This window comes from Citrobacter sp. RHBSTW-00881 (assembly GCF_013728515.1).
Taxonomy (GTDB): domain Bacteria; phylum Pseudomonadota; class Gammaproteobacteria; order Enterobacterales; family Enterobacteriaceae; genus Citrobacter; species Citrobacter braakii.
In genome coordinates, this window is the sequence record NZ_CP056269.1 from 239415 (window position 1) to 261092 (window position 21678).

The 21678-nt window shown below is 52.6% G+C and carries 18 protein-coding genes and 1 riboswitch; of the genes, 8 read left to right on the forward strand and 10 right to left on the reverse strand.

Annotated features, from left to right (window positions below):
- Window positions 1-10: 10 nt before the first annotated feature.
- Together HV311_RS01145 and HV311_RS01150 are read right to left on the reverse strand one after the other, a co-directional pair.
- Window positions 11-361 (reverse strand): glycoside hydrolase family protein, encoded by a 351-nt coding sequence (locus HV311_RS01145; protein ID WP_016154888.1) that lies wholly within the window; start codon window positions 359-361, stop codon window positions 11-13.
- Between the two features lie 71 nt (window positions 362-432).
- A complete protein-coding gene (locus HV311_RS01150; protein ID WP_191220624.1) occupies window positions 433-987 on the reverse strand; it encodes a GNAT family N-acetyltransferase in 555 nt (184 codons plus the stop codon).
- A 167-nt stretch (window positions 988-1154) separates the two neighbouring features.
- Between HV311_RS01150 and HV311_RS01155 the strand changes: the two genes are divergently transcribed.
- Complete coding sequence (locus tag HV311_RS01155; protein WP_141875778.1) at window positions 1155-2744, forward strand: STY4199 family HEPN domain-containing protein; 1590 nt, start codon at window positions 1155-1157, stop codon at window positions 2742-2744.
- A gap of 27 nt (window positions 2745-2771) precedes the next feature.
- Here the strand turns inward: HV311_RS01155 and HV311_RS01160 are convergent, their stop codons facing one another.
- A complete protein-coding gene (locus tag HV311_RS01160) occupies window positions 2772-4421 on the reverse strand; it encodes an alpha,alpha-trehalase (protein WP_029139724.1) in 1650 nt (549 codons plus the stop codon).
- A gap of 425 nt (window positions 4422-4846) precedes the next feature.
- Here HV311_RS01160 and HV311_RS01165 point away from each other — a divergent pair, with 425 nt between their 5' ends.
- Entirely contained in the window at window positions 4847-6241 is a 1395-nt protein-coding gene (locus HV311_RS01165; protein ID WP_016154884.1) for a cytochrome-c peroxidase, read from the forward strand.
- Between the two features lie 381 nt (window positions 6242-6622).
- Window positions 6623-6706 (forward strand): damage-inducible type I toxin DinQ, encoded by an 84-nt coding sequence (dinQ, locus tag HV311_RS01170; RefSeq protein WP_003837776.1) that lies wholly within the window; start codon window positions 6623-6625, stop codon window positions 6704-6706.
- Window positions 6707-6772: 66 nt separating this feature from the next.
- On the opposite strand, the gene gorA is transcribed toward dinQ, so the two are convergent.
- On the reverse strand, window positions 6773-8125 hold the full coding sequence (gorA, locus tag HV311_RS01175) for a glutathione-disulfide reductase (RefSeq protein WP_046274489.1): 1353 nt from the start codon (window positions 8123-8125) through the stop codon (window positions 6773-6775).
- Between the two features lie 104 nt (window positions 8126-8229).
- Window positions 8230-9072 carry a 23S rRNA (adenine(2030)-N(6))-methyltransferase RlmJ gene (locus HV311_RS01180; protein WP_016154881.1) on the reverse strand — a complete coding sequence of 281 codons (843 nt, stop codon included), beginning with the start codon at window positions 9070-9072 and terminating at the stop codon, window positions 8230-8232.
- Window positions 9073-9286: 214 nt separating this feature from the next.
- Between HV311_RS01180 and prlC the strand changes: the two genes are divergently transcribed.
- Both prlC and rsmJ read left to right on the forward strand, forming a co-directional pair.
- Entirely contained in the window at window positions 9287-11329 is a 2043-nt protein-coding gene (gene prlC / locus HV311_RS01185) for an oligopeptidase A (RefSeq protein ID WP_191220625.1), read from the forward strand.
- 8 nt (window positions 11330-11337) lie between these two features.
- Window positions 11338-12087: a 16S rRNA (guanine(1516)-N(2))-methyltransferase RsmJ gene (rsmJ, locus tag HV311_RS01190; RefSeq protein WP_047358192.1), complete on the forward strand. Its 750-nt coding sequence runs from the start codon at window positions 11338-11340 to the stop codon at window positions 12085-12087.
- Between the two features lie 44 nt (window positions 12088-12131).
- Here rsmJ and HV311_RS01195 read toward each other — a convergent pair whose 3' ends face one another.
- A complete protein-coding gene (locus tag HV311_RS01195; RefSeq protein WP_191220626.1) occupies window positions 12132-13331 on the reverse strand; it encodes an NAD(P)/FAD-dependent oxidoreductase in 1200 nt (399 codons plus the stop codon).
- A gap of 232 nt (window positions 13332-13563) precedes the next feature.
- On the opposite strand from HV311_RS01195, the gene HV311_RS01200 reads away from it, so the two are divergent.
- Window positions 13564-14067: an RrF2 family transcriptional regulator gene (locus HV311_RS01200; RefSeq protein WP_016154877.1), complete on the forward strand. Its 504-nt coding sequence runs from the start codon at window positions 13564-13566 to the stop codon at window positions 14065-14067.
- Between the two features lie 199 nt (window positions 14068-14266).
- Here HV311_RS01200 and dtpB read toward each other — a convergent pair whose 3' ends face one another.
- A complete protein-coding gene (gene dtpB, locus HV311_RS01205; protein WP_019078104.1) occupies window positions 14267-15739 on the reverse strand; it encodes a dipeptide/tripeptide permease DtpB in 1473 nt (490 codons plus the stop codon).
- Between the two features lie 281 nt (window positions 15740-16020).
- Complete coding sequence (gene uspA / locus HV311_RS01210; protein WP_003023368.1) at window positions 16021-16458, reverse strand: universal stress protein UspA; 438 nt, start codon at window positions 16456-16458, stop codon at window positions 16021-16023.
- Window positions 16459-16851: 393 nt separating this feature from the next.
- Between uspA and uspB the strand changes: the two genes are divergently transcribed.
- Entirely contained in the window at window positions 16852-17187 is a 336-nt protein-coding gene (gene uspB, locus HV311_RS01215; protein WP_003023371.1) for a universal stress protein UspB, read from the forward strand.
- A 64-nt stretch (window positions 17188-17251) separates the two neighbouring features.
- Here uspB and pitA read toward each other — a convergent pair whose 3' ends face one another.
- The gene (gene pitA, locus HV311_RS01220; protein ID WP_016154875.1) at window positions 17252-18751 is read right to left on the reverse strand and encodes an inorganic phosphate transporter PitA; all 1500 of its coding nucleotides are present in this window, start codon (window positions 18749-18751) and stop codon (window positions 17252-17254) included.
- A 229-nt stretch (window positions 18752-18980) separates the two neighbouring features.
- Here pitA and HV311_RS01225 point away from each other — a divergent pair, with 229 nt between their 5' ends.
- The gene (locus tag HV311_RS01225) at window positions 18981-20174 is read left to right on the forward strand and encodes an NAD(P)/FAD-dependent oxidoreductase (RefSeq protein WP_016154874.1); all 1194 of its coding nucleotides are present in this window, start codon (window positions 18981-18983) and stop codon (window positions 20172-20174) included.
- Window positions 20175-20212: 38 nt separating this feature from the next.
- On the opposite strand, the gene HV311_RS01230 is transcribed toward HV311_RS01225, so the two are convergent.
- Window positions 20213-21226: a magnesium transporter gene (locus tag HV311_RS01230; protein ID WP_191220627.1), complete on the reverse strand. Its 1014-nt coding sequence runs from the start codon at window positions 21224-21226 to the stop codon at window positions 20213-20215.
- A gap of 55 nt (window positions 21227-21281) precedes the next feature.
- Window positions 21282-21465, reverse strand: a riboswitch (M-box (ykoK) riboswitch).
- Window positions 21466-21678 lie beyond the last annotated feature (213 nt).

A 21678-nucleotide genomic window follows, 5' to 3' on the forward strand; every position in this document is an offset into this window, starting at 1 on the left:
TATTTCACAGTCAGACTGTTTCTGGCTGTGAAATAGCCCCCGGCCAGAATTCAGCAGTGCAAAACCGGCTAATCCCCACGCTGAGCATCCATGCAATTAACGCTTCCTGTTGAAACCGATCTTGTATTTGCGGCATTTCCTTATGGATGAATGCCTCGCAGATATTTATATCCGCGAGCAGCAATGTTTCGGCTTGCATTAGCATAATTGGGGCATCAAAGGATTCATCTGCGGTGATTTCGTGCCCGTAGCCAATGACCCAGATCCCCTTTTTGTCCTGATACTTTTCCAGCGACAGGCCCTGCCATTGCTTAATAAATGCGATACAGGCGGGCGTGAAATGCGTCGAATGCAGCGGCATAATAATCTCTGTACAAAGAGACCTATTTTAGGAAACACACCCCGTTACGCCAGCCGCCATCCAGCCATTTTTTACAGCAAAACGCCTGATGGCGCGGGCGGCTGATATTCATGTTTTAACAGGCCGAAAATCCAGTCATCATGCCAGGTTTGATGTAGCCAGTAGTTTTCGCGCAGCGTGCCTTCGAGAATGAACCCGACCTTTTCCAGTAGACGCCGTGAGGCATCGTTTCCTGCGGTGACGCAGGCCGTCAGTCGGCGTAGTCCTCCGGCGGTAAACGCATAATCGCAAACGGCATGCAGGGATTCAGCGCCATAACCTTTGCCCTGCGCCTCGGGAGTGAGCAGAAAGCCGACCTCGGCACATTCATTTTTATCCTGAATATATCCGGTTACCCCAAGCGGTACGCCCGATGCCTTATCGCACAGGACCAGGCACAGCCAGTGTGGACTGCCGGGAGACCATTCAGGCAAGCGGGAGTCAAAGACTGTCCGTATCTCCTCTTCGATACGCGAGTCAGCGATAAAGCGCATCACATCTGCGTTCTTCTGTAACGTTAAGAAAAACGCCCAGTCGTCATGTGTGAGCGGGCGGCAGATCAAACGCGAGGTTTTCAGTACAGGCACAGGCTTATCTCCAGAATAATTTTCAATGATTGTGTGGAAGTCACTGTAAAACATATTTATTTGCTATATGAATGTGTTTTAGTCTGTGGCGGCACAGCGCTGCATTTAAAAAAGATAACTACACACCATTGTGAGGCCGCACTTTTTGGGTCCTTTTAGGGAAGATAATGACCAATAGCGCGTTACAGGCGACATGTACACCATTCGAACATTGTTTGGGGATAATCCGGCAGGCCTCGGTAGAAATTTTGCTGATGCTTGGCGTGCGCGTCGCAGAGGGTAAAGATCCACGCTGGTTTCTCGAGCAGCTTGACCAGGCGCGATTGAATCTGGGAGGTTGGGGTGTTGTCGCCAGGCGGTTGCAGATGAATGACGCGCAATTGAGTCAGTTCACGTTGCGGCTACGCCATCTTCAGCAGAGCGTGCCGCAATATGAAAATGGCCAGGACGTCAGTGAAAACCAGCTGATTTCTGCGCTGCGCTTTGTCGCTTCTCTGGAACAGTTGCGCCAGCAACAGCCCCTCCTGAAGTATCCAACCGAGATTGAACGTGCAGAGCCGGATGCGCAGATGCGGGCGCAGCGTCAGCTTCGCGCAATAGAATTAACCCTCAAATCGCTGATTGCGCGGGTATGGCCGGATCAACATCCGCTCAACAGCTTCCTGAAACAGCACTTTGGCGGTGAACGTCTGCGTCGCTGGTTAAAGCTGGGGGAAAGTCGGGATGCGCTGGACGGCATGATGTTTAGCGAACTGGCGCTGATGGTTGTCGATAAGAAGTTATTCGTTCGGCATTTTAGCGAGATTTTTAACGATACCTCGGTACTCATGTCGTTTGTTGAGCCACGTATCACGCTGAGGATGTTCCTGGATGACTGCCGCCTGGCCCGTAACTGCGTTATCGCGCAGCAGCCGCTAACCTCAGTACAACTGCTGTTGCTGGATTGCCAGTACCGACAGATTACTCACCCTGTGCAGCGGGCATTTGAAGAACGGCGTACGCGCATTAATCCTGCGTCGTATCTGGCGTCCGATGAGGCGACGGTTCGCCAGTTTTGGGAAAACGCAAAGCAAAAAGACGAGCAGGCAGGGGGCGATAAACAGGAAATCGCAGACAGTATCGATCCGCCGGAGAAGCGCGCCAGGCGCACGGCGGAAGAACGTGAACAGCTGATTTCCGGCATGTTGTGGGTAGCGGTCGGCGTGATGGTGCTGGTGATTTCGCTGGGCGCGTTCTGGTTATTCACTTCGCCAGCGCCACAAGCGTCTTCCGGACAATCTGTTGAAATCGTGCAGGAGGAGCCACGGCGTGATGCCCCTGGTGCGCGGGAGTCGGTGACCCGAATGGGCATCACCTGGGATGCCTTTAACATGCGCGCGGCTATCGAGCGCAACGACACCCGTGTGACGTCACTTTTCCTGCAGGGCGGGATGGACTGGAAGCTGGCGTGGACGGAGCAGGCATTCTCGGCAGGCAATACCGAGGTGTTGAGGCTGCTGCTGCGTTACCCTTCGCAGATGAGTGAGAGTAAGCCATGTCGGCAGTTTATGACCACGGTCAGCCATGCGATGGCGAATGGGGCGTCACTCACATCGCTGCATAAAAGCTATCTGCAAAGTTTTTGCTCGGTGCCGGCGGTTGTCGCGCGTCAGCAGTATGACCTTGAACAGGCCGAGCTACGCGTTCGCGCGCAGCCAAGCCCAGAGAACAAGAAATGGCAGAAAATTCACGCCGAACTGTACGATGCGATTAACTGACGGTCTGATAATTCAGACTGTCAGCTGCTAGGGTTCGCCATACAGACCGATGAGTCGGCGCACCACGCCATTGGTCCAGCCAAAGCCGTCCTGTAACGGATATTCTCCGCCGCCGCCTTCGCGCGGCGCGGCGTCGGCGATGTGGTATTTTTCGATAAGCTTGTGGTGTTCCTGATAAAAGAGATTCACTGTTTTCAACCAGTTACGGGCGATTTCATCCCCAAGATGGTCGTCGCCGTAAAGTTTGAAACCCTGGATCGCCATCCACTGCAGCGGCGCCCAGCCGTTGGGTTTATCCCATTGCTCACCCGTTTCATGCTCTGTGGCTAAAATCCCTCCGGGGGTTAGCAGGCGACTGCGGACCGCATTGGCAAGTCGGTCGGCTTGTTCATGCGTTGCCATGCCGACATACAGCGGCACAATACTGGCGGCAGAGAACAGGGCCATTTGTTCGCGCCGCCAGTCGTAATCGCGATAGCAGCCGTTTTCATCGTCCCAGAGATAGCGATTCACCGCATCGCGGCGGTCATTGGCTTTCTGGCGAAACTGCGCTTCAGTGTCTTTGTCGCCTTTCAGTGCGGAAATATTGGCGATAGTGCTCTCCAGCTTGTAGAGGAACGCGTTCAGGTCAATAGGGATGAACTGAGTGGTGCGTATGCTGGCAAGACGGCCTGCATCGCGTAGCCAGCGCGAGGAGTAATCCCAGCCGGAGGCCGCGCCCGCGCGCAAATCCCGATACACTTCATTGGGTGGGCGACCCGAATGCTTGGCGGTCTCGACGTCTTCAAGCCACGACTCATCGCGCGGCGTATCACGATCGTCCCAATAGCGGTTGAGCAGGGAGCCGTCCGACATTCTGATCACGTGACGGTAGGCTTGGTTGAGTACCAGGGAATCTGCGCCATCCATCCAGAACGCGTACTCCATTTTTAGATGATCAAGGTAACGACGCGCGCCGCGTACGCCATCCTCTTCAAACAGTTCGACCATCAGCGCAAAGACCGGCGGCTGCGAGCGACTCAGGTAGTAAGTACGGTTACCGTTCGGGATATGACCATAGTTTTCAATCATCCAGGCAAAGTTATCCGCCATACATTTCAGCAGATCTTCGCGACCGCTCTCCGCCAGACCCAGCATGGTGAAGTAGGAATCCCAGTAGTAGGTTTCACTAAAACGCCCGCCGGGCACAATATATGACTGCGGTAACGCCAGTAGCGAGGACCAGGGAATGTGGTCCTGTGGTTCGCGCGTCAGCACCGGCCACAGTTGATCGATATGCTCTTTCAGCGAATTTGCCGGGTCAGAAACATATTCACTGGAGGGCGTTTCCGGGAGCCAGAAGTGGTTCTCGACGAAGCGTCGCAGATCAAAGTCGCGGTGGCGTTTAACCTTGCGATAGCGGATCAAAATATCCAGCGGATCCATTTTCGGCGCACAGTCGGGGAAGGTTTTGCTATCGGCAAACAGTTTCGACGACTGAACGTGTTCGAACAACTCGAGGTAACGATCGGCGGGAGTTAACGCATCTGAGGCGGGTAACCCTTCAATCATCTCCGGTTCAGGCTCCGCCTCAATCATTTCATCCAGCTTTAACTCGCACGGATCCATTTCATAAAGCAGATCGATGTCGATCGTCATTTCTTCAGAAGGGGCGTGGGGTAGTTTCTGGTTGAGCATAATGCGAAAGACCTCCGATGGACGTTGAAAGATTAAGGCTATTGCCCGCTCGTCAATTAAGCGTAGACATTCGCTTCGGTATCTGGTGAGTAAAGCGTGCGGTCGATCACATTTTAGTGCTGCGCAATATCCAAAAAATAAATCTATCCCAATGAAAATAATGCAGAATTCCGAATTCTGCACAACCTGAGGATATTCCATTTTCAGAACATTCGATTGCAACGAGGTGTGAACACAACCTGGTAACGTTTAACTCTATAATAGGCACAGGCTATTCTATCGATAGTTCTCCTCCATGTAATTGCTTGATACTTATCAAAATAGTAATCCCCTCATTTCCTATGATGGTCAGGTCTGACAAAGACTGTCTATTAATTATTCTAATTTTCTGGGTCACAATAACTCACAACGGTGAGGGTAAAATAATGAAAATCATTACCCGTCTTACCGTGATTGCCATAGCTGGCGTCGCGATTTGTTATTTTGGATTATCCGGTTATGTGTGGTATCACGATAATCAACGGAGTAAACAGGCTGATGTTCAGGCCTCTACGCTGGAAGAAAATAATAAAGTACTAGGGTTCTTACGTGAAAAAGGATGCGATTATTGTCACACTCCTTCGGCTGAATTACCTTTCTATTCTTCTTTTCCCGTCGCTAAGCAGTTGATGAATTACGATATTCAACTGGGATACAAATCATTCAATCTGGAGGCCGTTCGTGCGGCGCTGGTCGCGGATAAACCCGTTTCGCAAAGCGATCTGAATAAAATTGAGTGGGTGATGCAGTACGACACCATGCCGCCGACGCGTTATACCGCATTGCACTGGGCTGGCAAGGTAAGCGATACGGAGCGAGCAGAGATCCTGGGCTGGATTGCGAAACAGCGTGAGCAGTACTACGCCAGTAACGATACTGCCACGCAGCATCGTAATGAACCTGTACAGCCGATACCGGAAAGCATCCCGACCGATGCCCGCAAAGTAGCGCTTGGTTTTACGCTTTACCATGACCCGCGTATTTCCGGCGATAGCACGATTTCTTGCGCGCACTGTCACGCCCTGAATGCGGGCGGCGTGGATGGCCGGAAAACGTCAATCGGTGTAGGCGGCGCGGTTGGCCCTATCAATGCGCCAACGGTATTTAACTCGGTCTTTAACGTTGAGCAATTCTGGGATGGCCGTGCGCCAACATTGCAGGCGCAGGCCGGTGGTCCACCGTTGAACCCTATCGAAATGGCGTCTAAATCCTGGGATGAAATTATCCAGAAACTGGACAAGGATCCGCAACTTAAGCAAGAGTTCATTGCCGTTTATCCGCAGGGATTCAGTGGGGATAATATTACCGATGCGATTGCTGAGTTTGAGAAAACGCTGATTACGCCAAATTCGCCGTTTGATAAATGGCTGCGTGGTGATGAAGCGGCCTTAACCGCTCAGCAAAAACATGGCTATCAGTTGTTTAAAGATAATAAGTGCGCGACCTGTCATGGCGGTATTATTTTAGGCGGACGTTCATTTGAGCCATTGGGTCTGAAAAAGGACTTTAATTTCGGCGAGGTCACTGCTGCAGATATTGGCCGCATGAACGTCACCAATGAATTACGTGACAAGCTGCGTCAGAAAGTCCCTGGATTGCGTAACGTTGCGCTGACTGCACCTTATTTCCATCGCGGTGATGTGCCTACGCTCGACGGTGCGGTAAAACTGATGCTGCGTTATCAAGTGGGTAAAGAACTGCCGCAGGAAGATATCGACGATATCGTGGCATTCCTCGAAAGCCTTAATGGGGTATATACACCGTATATGCAGGGTAAATAATTACTCTCTGGTCCAGATTCGGACGTAAAAAAACCGACTTCGCGTCGGTTTTTTTACGCTTCAGCCCGAGTTGGTGGTTCTGGCCGAAGTGAGAGTTCCATCATCTAACGCTTCAATCGTATTACCTTACCGGTAGTATTGCAAGAATACGCTGGTTGTTTTGATTAAAATAACTGTATACTTATCCAGTTAGCTCTGAAGCATTTTCATTCCGGACGCGCGCTAAACGCTTTCTAAGTCCTGATCGGCTGTACGGGTGGTGCCGTTGGCCGATGCTCTGGCCGGAGTGAGAGTTCCATCATCTAACACTGGGACATGCGCCGTGACAGGCAATGGATGAGTAAGCGGATGCATTCTCACTCCATCTGATGGAGAAAACGGGTGATTGATAAAGCAATCATCGTTCTGGGAGCGTTAATCGCGTTGCTGGAGCTGATCCGCTATCTGCTGCAACTGCTGAACTGATAGCGGAAACGTAACTAAGGGCAAAGAGCTAACCCCTCTTTGCCCTTTAACATTCCTGAAGCGCGATTAACGCATGGTCACGAACTCTTCAGATGCCGTTGGGTGAATGGCAACGGTGTTATCAAAGTCTTTCTTGGTTGCGCCCATTTTCAGAGCGACCGCGAAGCCTTGCAGCATTTCATCCATCCCAAAACCAATGCCGTGAATACCGACAATCTTCTCTTCCGGGCCGACGCAAACCAGCTTCATGCGGCACGGCTGACGGTGGGTGGTGACAGCGGTATACATCGCGGTAAACGATGATTTATACACTTTCACCTGATCATCGCCGTGCTGTTCGCGAGCCTGCTGCTCGGTCAGGCCCACGGTACCAATAGGCGGATGGCTGAAGACCACGGTCGGGATGTTGCTGTAGTCCAGATGTTCGTCCGGCTTATTGTTAAACAGACGCTCGGACAGACGACGGCCCGCGGCAACGGCAACCGGCGTCAGCTCAACGGCCCCGGTGTTATCGCCGACGGCATAAATACCCGGCACGCTGGTGTTCTGGAATTTATCAACGACGATGTAGCCTTTTTCGTTGGTTTTCACGCCAGTAACCGCCAAGTTGAAGTTGTCGGTGGCAGGTTCACGACCGATCGCCCAAATCAGGCAATCTACCGTTTCGCTACGACCATCTTCCAGTTGCAGGGTCAGGCTACCATCAGCGTTTTTAACGACCGCTTTTGGAATCGCGTGAGTATGCAGAGTCGGGCCTTCGGCGTTCATCACCTCAACGAGCGTGTCGACGATCATCGGGTCGAAGCTGCGCAGCGGCGCGTGTTTACGAACGAACAGATGCGTTTGTGCGCCCAGACCGTTAATTACGCCCGCCAGTTCAACGGCGATGTAGCCTGCGCCAACAACGGCCACGCGTTTTGGCAGCGCGGGCAGCTCAAAGAAACCGTCGGAGTCGATACCGTATTCCACACCCGGAATGCTCGGATGGCTCGGGCGACCACCGGTAGCAATCAAAATATGATCGGCAGTAATGGTTTCACCGTTCACTTCAATGGTTTTGGCATCCACAAAGCGGGCAAAGCCTTTAATCACATCGACATTATTTTTGCCCAGCACGTTGTCGTACGAGGTATGAATGCGATCAATATAAGCGGTACGCGTGGCGATCAGTTTATCCCAATCGAACTTATTGATGGTGGTGTCGAAACCGTAATCCGGCCCGTACATGTGGATTGCTTCGCGGACCTGTGCGGCATGCCACATCACTTTTTTCGGTACGCAGCCAACGTTAACGCAGGTGCCGCCTAGCTCTTTGGCTTCAATCAGCGCGCATTTCTGGCCGTACATTGCTGCACGGTTAATGGAGGCAATACCGCCGCTGCCGCCGCCAATAGCGATGTAATCATAGTGCTTGGTCATGACCGCTCCTTCATGTTCATTGTAGGGCGGAGAAGCGTTACGCCATCCGCCAAAATATTCGCGATTGTATACCTGAAATTAAAAGGTTCCACCGATGACTGCGATTACTCCGGCACGATCCAGCTTACCGACGTATGACCGGTTCCTGCCGGAACCAGTTTGCTGTGCAACCACGGCAGGACACTGTTCATCTGCTGCTCCAGCTTCCACGGCGGGTTTATTACAATCATACCGGACGCCGTCATGCCGCGCTGATCGCTGTCCGGACGCACCGCCAGCTCAATTTGCAGAATTTTGCGGATACCGGTGTCTTCCAGGTCGTGGATCATGCGTTTGATTTGCTGGCGCAGAACTACCGGATACCACAGCGCATAGGTGCCGGTTGCGAAACGCTTATAGCCTTCGTTAATACCGGTCACCACCGCCTGGTAGTCGCTTTTGATTTCGTAGGGGGGATCGATAAGGATCAGCCCGCGACGGGAAACCGGCGGTAATTTTGCTTTTAGCTGCTGATAACCATCGGCTTTGGCCACGCGTGCGCGCTCATCTTTCTGGAATTCGCCGCGCAGCAAAGGAAAGTCGCTCGGGTGCAGTTCCGTTAATTGCAGGCTGTCCTGTTCTCGCAGCAGCTGGCGAGCAATTAACGGAGAGCCGGGGTAATAGCGCAACTGGCCGCTACGGTTGAAGTGCTTCACCACGCCAATGTAGGGTTCCAGTTCGGCAGGCAAATCGTCCTGCTGCCAGATACGGGCGATCCCTTCCAGATATTCACCGGTACGTTCGGCATGCTCACTGCTCAGCTGATAACGGCCTGCGCCAGCATGGGTATCCAGATAGAGAAACGGTTTTTCTTTCTCTTTAAGCGATTCGATGATCAGGCTCTGGACGGTGTGTTTAAGGACGTCGGCGTGGTTGCCAGCGTGATAACTGTGGCGATAACTCAGCATGGGTAAACGTGTTCCAGGTTATAAACGTAGGCCCGAAAACAGCGCAATATCGGGCGAAAATAAAGCGTATCGCCACAGTATACAGAAAAGTCGTCACTGCCGCGAAAGCGCAACGCCTGGCATTGAAATCCTCTACACTTAACCCCATTGTACAAATTAATATGCACAGCGCCGGATACGCGCTTCATTCACTCTTTTCAACAGGACCGCGCTAATGACCAATCCATTGCTGACCCCCTTCGAACTGCCGCCGTTTTCTAAAATTCAGCCTGAGCACGTCGTGCCTGCCGTGACTAAGGCGCTGAACGATTGCCGCGAAAACGTTGAGCGAGTGGTTGCGCAGGGCGCGCCGTACACCTGGGAAAATCTTTGCCAGCCGTTGGCGGAAGTTGACGATGTGCTGGGGCGTATTTTCTCTCCGGTTAGCCACCTGAACTCGGTGAAAAACAGCCCGGAATTGCGCGAAGCCTACGAACAAACGCTGCCGCTGCTGTCTGAATACAGCACCTGGGTTGGGCAACATGAAGGTCTGTACAAAGCGTACCGCGACCTGCGTGACGGCGATCATTACGCCACCCTGAACACCGCACAGAAAAAAGCGGTCGATAACGCGCTGCGCGATTTTGAGCTTTCTGGTATTGGTCTGCCGAAGGAAAAACAGCTGCGCTATGGTGAGATTGCCACCCGCCTGTCTGAGCTGGGCAATCTCTACAGCAATAACGTCCTCGATGCCACGATGGGCTGGACTAAGCTGGTGACTGATGAAGCTGAACTCTCCGGCATGCCGGAAAGCGCGCTGGCGGCTGCAAAAGCCCAGGCTGATGCTAAACAGCAGGAAGGCTACCTGTTAACGCTGGATATCCCAAGCTACCTGCCGGTGATGACCTACTGTGATAACCAGGGGCTGCGTGAGGAGATTTATCGCGCTTACTCCACTCGGGCGTCTGACCAGGGGCCAAACGCTGGTAAATGGGACAACAGCCCGATAATGGAAGAGATCCTCGCGCTGCGCCACGAGCTGGCACAGCTGCTGGGCTTTGAAAGCTACGCTTTTAAATCTCTGTCCACCAAAATGGCGGAAAACCCGCAGCAGGTACTCGACTTCCTGACGGACCTGGCGAAACGTGCCCGTCCTCAGGGCGAGAAAGAGCTGGCTCAACTGCGCGCCTTCGCGAAAGCGGAATTTGGTGTCGATGAGCTGCAGCCGTGGGATATCGCTTACTACAGCGAGAAACAAAAACAGCACCTCTATAGCATCAGCGACGAGCAGCTGCGTCCATACTTCCCGGAAAACAAAGCCGTTAACGGCCTGTTTGAAGTGGTTAAACGTATTTACGGCATTACCGCTAAAGAGCGCACTGATGTTGACGTCTGGCACCCGGAAGTACGTTTCTTCGAACTGTATGACGAAAACAACGAACTGCGCGGCAGTTTCTATCTTGACCTGTATGCCCGTGAACATAAACGTGGCGGGGCGTGGATGGACGACTGCGTCGGCCAAATGCGTAAAGCCGACGGTACGCTGCAAAAGCCTGTTGCCTACCTGACCTGTAACTTTAACCGCCCGGTGAACGGCAAACCCGCGCTGTTTACCCACGATGAAGTGATCACCCTGTTCCACGAGTTCGGCCACGGTCTGCACCATATGCTGACCCGTATCGAAACTGCCGGTGTTTCAGGTATCAACGGCGTGCCGTGGGATGCGGTCGAACTGCCGAGCCAGTTTATGGAAAACTGGTGCTGGGAGCCCGAAGCGCTGGCATTTATCTCTGGTCACTTTGAGACCGGTGAGCCGCTGCCCAAGGAGCTGCTGGATAAAATGCTGGCGGCGAAAAATTACCAGGCGGCGCTGTTTATTCTGCGTCAACTGGAGTTTGGCCTGTTTGATTTCCGTCTGCATGCGGAGTTTAACCCACAGCAAGGGGCGAAAATCCTCGAAACGCTGGCGGAAATTAAAAAGCAGGTCGCCGTGGTGCCGGGACCAACGTGGGGCCGCTTCCCGCATGCCTTCAGCCACATTTTTGCTGGTGGCTATGCGGCGGGTTACTACAGCTACCTGTGGGCCGACGTGCTGGCGGCGGATGCATTCTCTCGCTTTGAAGATGAAGGGATTTTCAACCGTCAAACCGGACAATCGTTCCTCGATAACATTCTCACCCGTGGTGGTTCTGAAGAGCCGATGGAACTGTTCAAGCGCTTCCGTGGCCGTGAGCCGCAACTGGATGCAATGCTGGAGCATTACGGGATTAAAGGCTGATTATTCACGTGAAAATCTGCTTAGTAGATGAAACAGGCGCCGGAGACGGCGCCTTATCTGTTCTTGCCGCCCGCTGGAATCTTACGCACGATGAAGATAACCTGATGGCGCTGGTGATGACACCGGAACATCTGGAACTGCGTAAACGTGATGAGCCCAAACTCGGCGGTATCTTCGTGGATTTCGTTGGCGGTGCGATGGCCCATCGGCGCAAATTTGGCGGTGGTCGCGGCGAAGCAGTGGCTAAGGCGGTTGGCATTAAAGGCGATTACCTGCCGGATGTGGTTGATGCGACTGCAGGGCTGGGGCGCGATGCGTTTGTGCTGGCCTCAGTAGGCTGCCGCGTGCGAATGCTGGAACGTAACCCGGTCGTGGCGGCGCTGTTGGATGATGGCCTGGCGCGAGGGTATGCTGACCCGGAAATCGGTCCGTGGCTGCAGGAACGTTTACAACTGATCCACGCTTCAAGCCTGACGGCGTTAACCGATATCACCCCGCGTCCGCAGGTGGTGTACCTCGACCCGATGTTCCCGCATAAGCAGAAAAGCGCGCTGGTGAAAAAAGAGATGCGCGTGTTTCAGTCGTTGGTGGGGCCGGACCTGGATGCGGATGGGCTGCTGGAGCCTGCGCGTCAGCTAGCCACTAAACGTGTAGTAGTGAAGCGCCCGGATTACGCGCCGCCGCTGGCGGATGTCGCCACGCCGAACGCGGTAGTCACGAAAGGGCATCGGTTTGATATTTACGCGGGGACCGCGTAGTTTGTAGGCCGGATAAGGCGTTAGCCGCTATCCGGCATTACTGCTTAAACAAACGGTGCGTATGGGTCAGCCATCTCAAATGCGACGGCTCTTTCCGCTTTCGGCGGATAAATCAGTTCACTGACAATCGATACTTTCAGTTTCTTCGCTTCTGCGCGAGTGAGTTTGACCTGCTGATCCCATCCTTCGGTATACACCGCGCCCCACGCGCCGAGATCCAGACAGGTGACGTACATCTCCTGACGGTACGGTGAAGGTTCTACTCCTAGCAGGCTTGCAGCGGCGTTATTACCGGCAAATTTACCCAACAAAATAGCGTGCTGGCAGGTCATTAACGCATGGTTGCCTTTGTCATCGGTGGCGGCGTAGGCCACATCGCCAGTGGCGTAGATATCATCATGACCCACGACCTGCAGATTGGCATTCACATGCAGGCGGCTCTGTCGATCGCGCGGGGCGTTAATCTGTGCTGTCAGGCTATTGGCCTGCACACCGACGGTCCAGATAACTGTTTGAGAGGCAATAACCTGCCCATCTTTCAGCGTTACGCCGCCAGCATCCACGCTTTCTACTTCTGCATTTACCAACCATTCGATACCCAGTTCAGTGGAGGCTTCGATTATTACGTCGCGTAATTCCTGGCTCCAGCGCCCGGCAGGCTGAGCACCGCGCTCAACTACGACCACTCTGGTCTTAGCATCGGCACCCAGAATCTCACGCAGACGACCAGGCAATTCCAGCGCCATCTCAATCCCGGTAAAGCCGCCGCCACAGACCACCACCGTATTGCGAGCCTCACTTTCCGGCTGTAATGCCAGGTCTGTAATGTGCTGCTCCAGTGCGGCGGCGCTCTCGAGCTGGTCGAGGTCAAACGCATGCTCGGCTGCACCGACAACGGCGTCGCGGTTAACGTGACTCCCGCTGGCGAGTACCAGGCGGTCGTAGCGGCGCAGATGAATTTCTCCGTTGGCATCTTTCCAGCTCACCTCTTTAGAGTCCGGGATGATCTGCTCGACGTGACCTTGCAGGAAGTTGACGCCGGTAACGTCAAACAAGGGTTGCAGCGGGGCGACCAGGGTTTGTACGGCGCGTTCATAAAAGCGTGGGCGGACACGCAGCTCTGGCTGTGGTGCAATTACTGTAATATCAATGGCCTGCTGATGTTTATCCGCCAGTCGTGCGGCGCTTAATGCTGCCCACATACCGGCAAAGCCGGCGCCCACGATCAGAATTCGTTTACGCATTGGGGGGTTCTCTCTGGTGACTACGAATAATTTACTCGGATTTTATTTGTCGGAGTTAAGAATTGCAATGCGATCAGGATCCTTTTTGTCCTGATGTCGTAGGGTTTTTGATTATCTATTTGATAAATATAAGATTAAAGTTTTTATATAAATATGGGTTGTGCTGCTGTCTGGAATGAATGAGACGAAAAAGCTACAATTAACTCAGATTCATTTTGGCTGAGATAAGAGAATGGCATTTTACAGTTCCGGGGTTGAGTACGGCATTCATAGCCTGATGTGTATGGTCGACAGCAAGGGCGACGCGCGGGATATGAGCGTGCGGGAAATTGCCGAGCTGCAAAGCGTGCCGTATGACTACCTGGCGAAAATTTTCACCCGTTTGTCGAAAGCGGGCCTGGTGCGCAGCATTGAGGGAAAGGGCGGCGGTTTCCAGTTGGCTAAACCTGCTGAACACATTACGGTGCTGGACGTGGTGAATGCCATTGATGGCGATAAGCGCATCTTTGAGTGTCGTGAGATTCGCCAACGGCTGGCGGTATTTGAGGAGCATCCGCCGGAGTGGGCCTGTGAAGGCATTTGTGGTGTGCGCTCGGTAATGGATATGGCTCAGCAGCGAATGGAAGAAGCGCTCGGTCAGCATACGATTCTGGATTTGGCGCGCAAAATGTACCGCAAAGCGCCGGACACTTTTGTGGTCGAAGTTCAGGAGTGGATTAACGCGCGCAAAGGGTAGCGATTGAAAATGCCCGGTGCTCATCCTCGGTTAGAAGCGTTTTCCACTGGCGTGATAAAACTGAAGTCTTAATCAACGCAATATCGTTCATGGTCATGTCCATGCATGATGACCTGTTTGTATAAACTACGCTCTTACAATGCAGGACTTAAAAGGCAAAAAAAACCGCGATGTGACTCGCGGTTAATGATAAAAAAGCTTATTTACTGCTATCTGGCGTATTAATCATTCGGTTCAGCCAGGGCACCATAATCGCCATCACCACCGTGACAGCCAGGGTGACCAGGCCTATCTTACTGAAGACGTTGGTGTAGATCGGCAGCGTTTGCAGCGGGTCGGTGATGTTCTCCGGTACGGCAGTGAACGTGGCGACATACCCGCCCATCAGGAAGGCAGCGGCTTGCGTCAGGAACCACATCCCGAGAATAAAGCCCATCAGGTGCTGCGGCACGAGAGCGGCGACCATCGCCAGTCCCAGGGCACTAATCAGCAGTTCACCCAGGCTCTGGAACAGATATACCAGCACGATAAACCACGGCGACGTCAGCCCCTGCGCATCCGCAAACCACATCCCGGCAGCGGCTGCCGTCAGGAAGCCCAACGAGCACAGGAACATACCGAGCGTAAATTTCATCGGCATAGTCAGGTCTTTGCCTTTGTTTCCCAGACGGGTATAGATCGCGGCCAGTACCGGACTTGCCAGCACCACCCAGAACGGGTTCAGCGCCTGGAAGCTCACTGGGTTAATGGCGAAACCGAGAATTTCATGGTGCACGTTATTGATAGCAAAGAAGTTCAGCGATGTCGGCATCTGCGCGTACAGCACGTAGAACACAACCGCTTCCAGCATCAGGATGAAGGCCACGAACATCTTGTTGCGCCCGGTTTTATCCAGTTTGAATGCCTGACGGAAGAAGATGATAGTCACGGCAATCGACAGGACGATCAGCACCAGGTTGGCAATCTGCACGTTGTGCATCAGCCAGGCGCAGATAAATACCATCACTACCGTACCGGCCAGCACGTAAAGTAGGTTACGGAAATTCAGCGGCTTATGGTCTGGCTCAGAACCGATATTTTTTACCATCCCACGGCAGGCAAAGTAGACCAGCAGCGCGACGATAAGCCCGGCCCCGCACAGGTTGTAGGTCACCGCGTAGCCAAACTTATCGGCAATCACCGGCGCCAGCGACAGTGACAGCAACGAACCGATGTTAATCGACATATAAAACAGGGTGAAAGCACCGTCCAGACGGGCGTCTTTTGGTGGATAGCATTTTGACAACAGGCTTGCCGGGTTGGCTTTAAACAGCCCGTTACCGACGGCAATGGTACCCAAAGCAATAAAGATCAGATCGGGCTTGAGCAGCGACATCCCGGTCATGAAGTAGCCGATTGCCAGCACAATGGCACCGAGAACCAGCGTGCGCTTGGTGCCTAACAGGTGGTCGCCGACGTAGCCGCCGATCGAGATCAGGCCGTAGACCAGCGCAGCAAAGGCACCAAAGGTGACAAATGCCTGTTCCTGTGAAAATCCTAGCTGCTTAACAAAGAATACCGCCAGGATGCCCTGAACGCCGTAATAGCCAAATCGTTCCCATAATTCTACAAAGAAGATCATGAAGAACGGACGAGGTTGCTGCAGCAAGCCCGTAGGTGCAGTTTTATTCATATTCCATCGCCTTTCAAAGCCATCCCGAAAAGTATGAACGCGTATGCTTAAACGCGCCGAAAAAGTCTTATTTTGTTATAGACTGCGGCTATTGGCCGCGAGAGTAGAGTATTATAGAGATGGTTTTCGATCCAATTAGTTGATCACACTAATTATGATTTGTTTGTTGGATTGATGTACTAATTGTGTCCGAATGATAAAAACAAAAACGCCCGCACAGGCGGGCGTTTACAGGCTTAACTACTTGCAGCAGGCCGGGCTATTTCCCGGCGGCAAGCATTTTATGCTTCTTCGTCGTCACGCAGCGGAACAATCAACATGTCGACGTGGACGGTGTTGATCAGTTGGCGCGCGGAGGACATCAGTTTGCTCCAGAAATCCTGGTGGTGACCACAAACGACCAGATCCATGTCGTATTTTTTGATGGCATCAACCAGAACCTGACCCAGGTCGCCGCTACCGCTCAGGGTTTCGGTGATTGGGTAGCCTGCGTTGGTGGACAGCTCGGTTAACGCGTGGTGGGTTTCTTCAGAAATGCGTTTCTGCATGTCGCCCAGATTCACGTCGATAAGGCCGGTGTACAGGTCGGAATAGTTTACGTCAACGTGGATAAGGGAAACTTTAGCATTGTAAGGCCGCGCCATAGAGACCGCTTTTTCAACCAGAACTTTGCTTTCCGGAGAAAGATCAACCGCGATAAGAATGTGTTTATAAGCCATAGTGTTACTCCTTCCATAAGTTGTCGATGACTAGCCTGCTGGCGTTTCTCTGCCGCCGCGTCATCCGCGTCCTGCGAACCTTGTGCGCGGGGCTAGCCCAGTCGTAAAAACGTACCATATAAGGACTATCCTTACATTATAGCGACCAGAATAATCCGTCAATCCGCCTTGCTTGCCAAGCAGTTAAACAAATTTTTTAGTTAATTGCATTGATAGCGATTAACCTTCTGGCAAAAAAATTAACTAATCTCCTACACTATCTAGAGGGGCGTTCGAATGCGTGATACTAATACGAACGGTTTCTTCAGTACTCTTCACTGAATGGTTTGGCAGGGTATCGGGGAGCGGTAGTCCCGGAAAGGAGTTCCGTGGGCGGGTCGCCGGGGAGGGGGTATGATAAGCACCATTGCATTGTTCTGGGCTTTATGTGTCGTTTGCATTGTTAATATGGCGCGCTATTTTTCTTCGCTACGCGCACTGCTAGTAGTACTTCGTGGTTGCGATCCATTGCTTTACCAGTATGTAGATGGAGGGGGCTTTTTTACCTCGCATGGGCAACCGAACAAGCAGATGCGTCTGGTGTGGTATATCTACGCTCAGCGTTACCGCGATCATCATGATGATGAATTTATTCGCCGCTGTGAGCGGGTTCGCGGTCAGTTCATTCTCACCAGCGCGCTATGCGGCCTGGTGCTAATCAGCATGGTTGCGCTGATTATCTGGCACTGATTCCAACGACAGATACAAAAAAAGCGGGCCAGTTTCCTGACCCGCTTTTTTACCGCGCATTCTCTTAGATAAGCTTCAGGGAGAGCCAGTACAGCCCGCCGGAAAGAAGAATTGCTGCTGGCAGGGTGAAGACCCAGGCCATCAGAATGCTGGTCACCGTTTTACGCTGCAAACCGCCGCCATCAACAACCATCGTTCCCGCAACGGAAGAGGAGAGAACGTGTGTGGTGGAAACGGGCATACCGGTGTAGCTGGCAAGACCGATAGAGACTGCGGCGGTCATCTGCGCCGACATCCCCTGGGCATAGGTCATGCCTTTCTTACCGATTTTCTCACCGATAGTGGTTGCCACGCGACGCCAGCCAATCATCGTACCAATACCCAGTGCCAGTGCGACGGCCATAATGATCCAGATAGGCGCGTACTCAATGGTGCTCAGCATGTCAGATTTCAGTTTCTTCAGCAGACGCTGATCGTCAGCGCTTACGCCAGGCAGCTTAACCACTTTATCGGTGGTATCAGAGATGCACAGCATAATACGGCGCAACTGACCACGCTGTTCGACGCTTAACTTGTCGTAGGTTTCCAGATTCGCCAGCATACCTTTCGCACGTTCCAGCGCGTTGATGGTATTCGCCGGGTGGCAATGGAACTCGGTCGGCGTCGCTGGTGCCGCGTCCGTCGGGGACGGAATCAGCTGGTCTACGCCTGTGGCCTGTTTAAGCAGGTCAGGGCGCTGCTGGAAGAAGACTTCGACGTTATTGATTGCATCGCGGGTACGGGTAATTTCGTAACCGGAAGCATTCATATTCACCACGAAACCTGCTGGCGCTACGCCAATCAGCACTAGCATCACCAGACCAATGCCTTTCTGACCATCGTTCGCGCCGTGGGAGAACGCCACGCCGATAGCGGAGAGGATCAGTGCAATACGCGTCCAGAACGGCGGCTTTTTCTTTCCGTCTTTCTTTTCACGTTCTGCCGGCGTCAGGTGGATACGGGCACGTTTTTTCGTACCGCTCCAGTAGCGACGCAGAATGAAAATAAGACCACCTGCAACCACCAGACCGACAATAGGTGAGATGATAAGCGAGGCAAAAATACCGATAACTTTCGGGATGTTAAGTGCATCCACCACCGAGGTGCCGTTCATCAGCGCATTGGTTAAACCAATACCGATAATGGCGCCAATCAGCGTGTGGGAGCTGGATGCAGGCAGACCAAAGTACCAGGTACCCAGGTTCCAGATAATTGCCGCCAGCAACATGGAGAACACCATGGCGAGGCCATGTGACGATCCCATATTAAGCAGCAGATCCGTTGGTAACATATGCACGATGGCATACGCCACGCTGAGACCACCCAGCAAAACACCAAAGAAGTTGAACACCGCAGCCATGACCACCGCCAATTGCGAACGCATTGCACGGGTATAGATCACAGTTGCGACAGCATTGGCTGTATCATGGAAGCCATTAATTGCTTCGTAGAACAGCACGAAAGCCAGAGCAAGCAATAGTAAAAGCCCGGTATGTAAATCCAGGCCAGCAAACAAATGTAGCATAGGACGTTACGCCATTTTGAGGACATGAACGCGGCGCATTATCAGTGACTTTGGCGGCGCGGGCAAAGTGAAATATAGAGTTTTTTTGATTTGTCTCCTGCTTTGTTTTACACCACTAAAGAATTATCCTATATATTTCAGATAAATACCCTTTATCGGTAGTTTGGTGCTGGTGCGACCACTGAGGAATCTTTACAATTCACTCCCGCTTTTTAGAGAGGATCGCAACGTGGAAAGGTTTGATACCGTTATTATAGGCGCTGGCGCAGCGGGTATGTTTTGTGCCGCGCAGGCAGGACAAGCAGGTAGTCGCGTACTGCTGATTGATAATGGTAAAAAGCCCGGGCGCAAGATTCTCATGTCTGGCGGGGGCCGCTGCAACTTTACCAACCTTTATGTCGAGCCGGCTGCGTATTTAAGTCAAAACCCGCATTTTTGCAAATCGGCGCTGGCGCGTTATACACAGTGGGATTTTATCGATCTGGTGGGTAAGCACGGTATTGCCTGGCATGAAAAAACGCTAGGCCAGCTTTTCTGCGATGATTCCGCCCAGCAAATTGTCGATATGCTGGTGGATGAGTGTGAAAAAGGTAACGTAACTATGCGGTTACGTAGCGAAATCCTGAGCGTTGAGCGAGATGGTGACGATTTTGTCCTGGAATTGAATGGGATGAGTGTCGGCACGAAAAAGCTGGTTATCGCCTCCGGTGGTCTCTCTATGCCGGGTCTGGGCGCGACGCCGTTTGGTTATAAAATTGCGGAACAGTTCGGCCTGAACGTTTTGCCTACGCGCGCAGGGCTGGTGCCTTTCACCTTACATAAGCCGCTACTGGAGCAGCTTCAGGTGCTCTCTGGCGTATCCGTTTCTTCCGTTATCACCGCCGAGGACGGCACCGTATTTCGTGAAAACCTGCTCTTTACGCACCGCGGGCTTTCTGGTCCGGCCGTGCTGCAAATTTCCAGTTTTTGGCAGCCAGGCGAATTTGTCAGCATTAATTTGTTGCCGGATGTTGACCTCGCAAGCTTCCTCGATGACCAACGTAGCGCACACCCTAATCAAAGCTTAAAGAACACCCTGGCAATGCAGTTGCCAAAGCGTCTGGTGGAATGTTTACAGCAGTTAGGTCAAATCCCGGATGTCTCGCTGAAGCAGCTTAATGTGCGCGATCAGCAAACGCTGGTTGAGACGCTGACCGAATGGCGGGTGCAGCCGAACGGTACGGAAGGGTATCGTACCGCTGAAGTCACGTTGGGCGGCGTCGATACCAACGAGCTGTCATCGCGCACGATGGAAGCGCGCAAAGTGCCGGGACTCTACTTTATCGGCGAAGTCATGGACGTCACCGGCTGGCTGGGCGGCTATAACTTCCAGTGGGCGTGGTCGAGCGCCTGGGCATGCGCGCAGGATTTGACACCTGCCTGACCGTGGTGCCCGACAACCTGGGCTGCCGGGCGTTATCATTAGTTCAGACCAAGAAAATACTGGGCGATTTTAAAGTAGATAATCAACCCGGTACCGTCGATAAGCGTGGCGATAAACGGGGCGGAAACCACGGCGGGATCAATGCCGATACGCTTGAGCACCATGGGGATCACTGATGACACCACGGCGCTCCACAACGTAATGCAAACCAGCGTCAGGCTGACGATTAGCGTGATTTCCACTCCGATACCCATCATCCACGCGCGCAAGCAGCCTGCCAGACCCAGCGTCAGGGCGATCAGCAGCGAAGTTGAAACTTCTTTGCGGATCACCCGACCCATATCGCGCAGCCGTACTTCTCCCAGCGCCATTGAACGTACCAGCGTTGAGGTGATCTGCGTACCGCTGTTGCCGCCAGTACCAATTAATAGTGGAATAAAAAAGGCCAGTGCAATAGCAGATTCCAGCGCCTCTTCAAAATGTTGAAGAACGCTGCTGGTATAGGCTTCTGCGACAAAAAGCAGCAGGAGCCAGACAGAACGTTTTTTCCACAATGTCCACGGGCTAATCTCCAGGTAGGGTTTTTCCAGCGGCAACGTTGCCCCCTGAAGCTGAACATCTTCGGTAACATCATCTTCCTGTAGATGAGCAATCTCTTTTTCCATCAGACAACCGACCAGCTCACCTTTCTCAACGACAGCCACCAGATCGAGTTCGCGTTCGGCTAACTCGGCCACGACCTGTGCCCGTTCATCATCAGGCTTTACATGAAACAAACAACTGTCCGTAAGATGGTTGATGCTCAACGTTGTATCTTTTTCCTGCAATAAGCGCTTGATGGATAACACCCCGCGCAGCGCTTTTCCAGCCACAACAAAGACCTGGCCTGGAATATCATCCGTTGTGAGCTGGGAGACAAAGTATTCACGAGCGCCGTTCACGCTGAGATGATCCGGCAGGGTAATAAAATCGGTGCGCATATATTGCGCGATAGCATCGCCATTGAAATCCGGCATAGGATGATGGGCGGCGCAGAGTGGCATAGATGACATGGTGTAATTCCCTATAAAAATCTCTCATAGGGGCGAACAAGACAGGGTTAGCGCAGGCGGATCCCTACGTCCTGGTTTTAGCACTGAACAACGTATCTGCCCGATGGTGAAATCGTCAGAAGTTACCTTGGCAACACCTTGATTCGATGGATGCCTGTATTTCCCTGAGTGGCCTCTCTCGATACCAGCAGGGCGGTAACTTGTATTTGTACAGGAGCCTCGCCATAACGAGATCGGTAAATGAGCCACTATTATAGCGATGTCTAATTATTGATTATGTTTATAGTTGTGAATGTTTATCAATCGTTGATATACGAAATATTCCCTGTGCCAGAGCGCGATAGGGCTGAAGTGGAAACTACAACCGAATAGACATATTGAATCCAGGTGTTAGTATTCAATAGACAGCAGTTATGAGTATGCGTGTTTCATTTCCGGCCAGGAACGCTGAT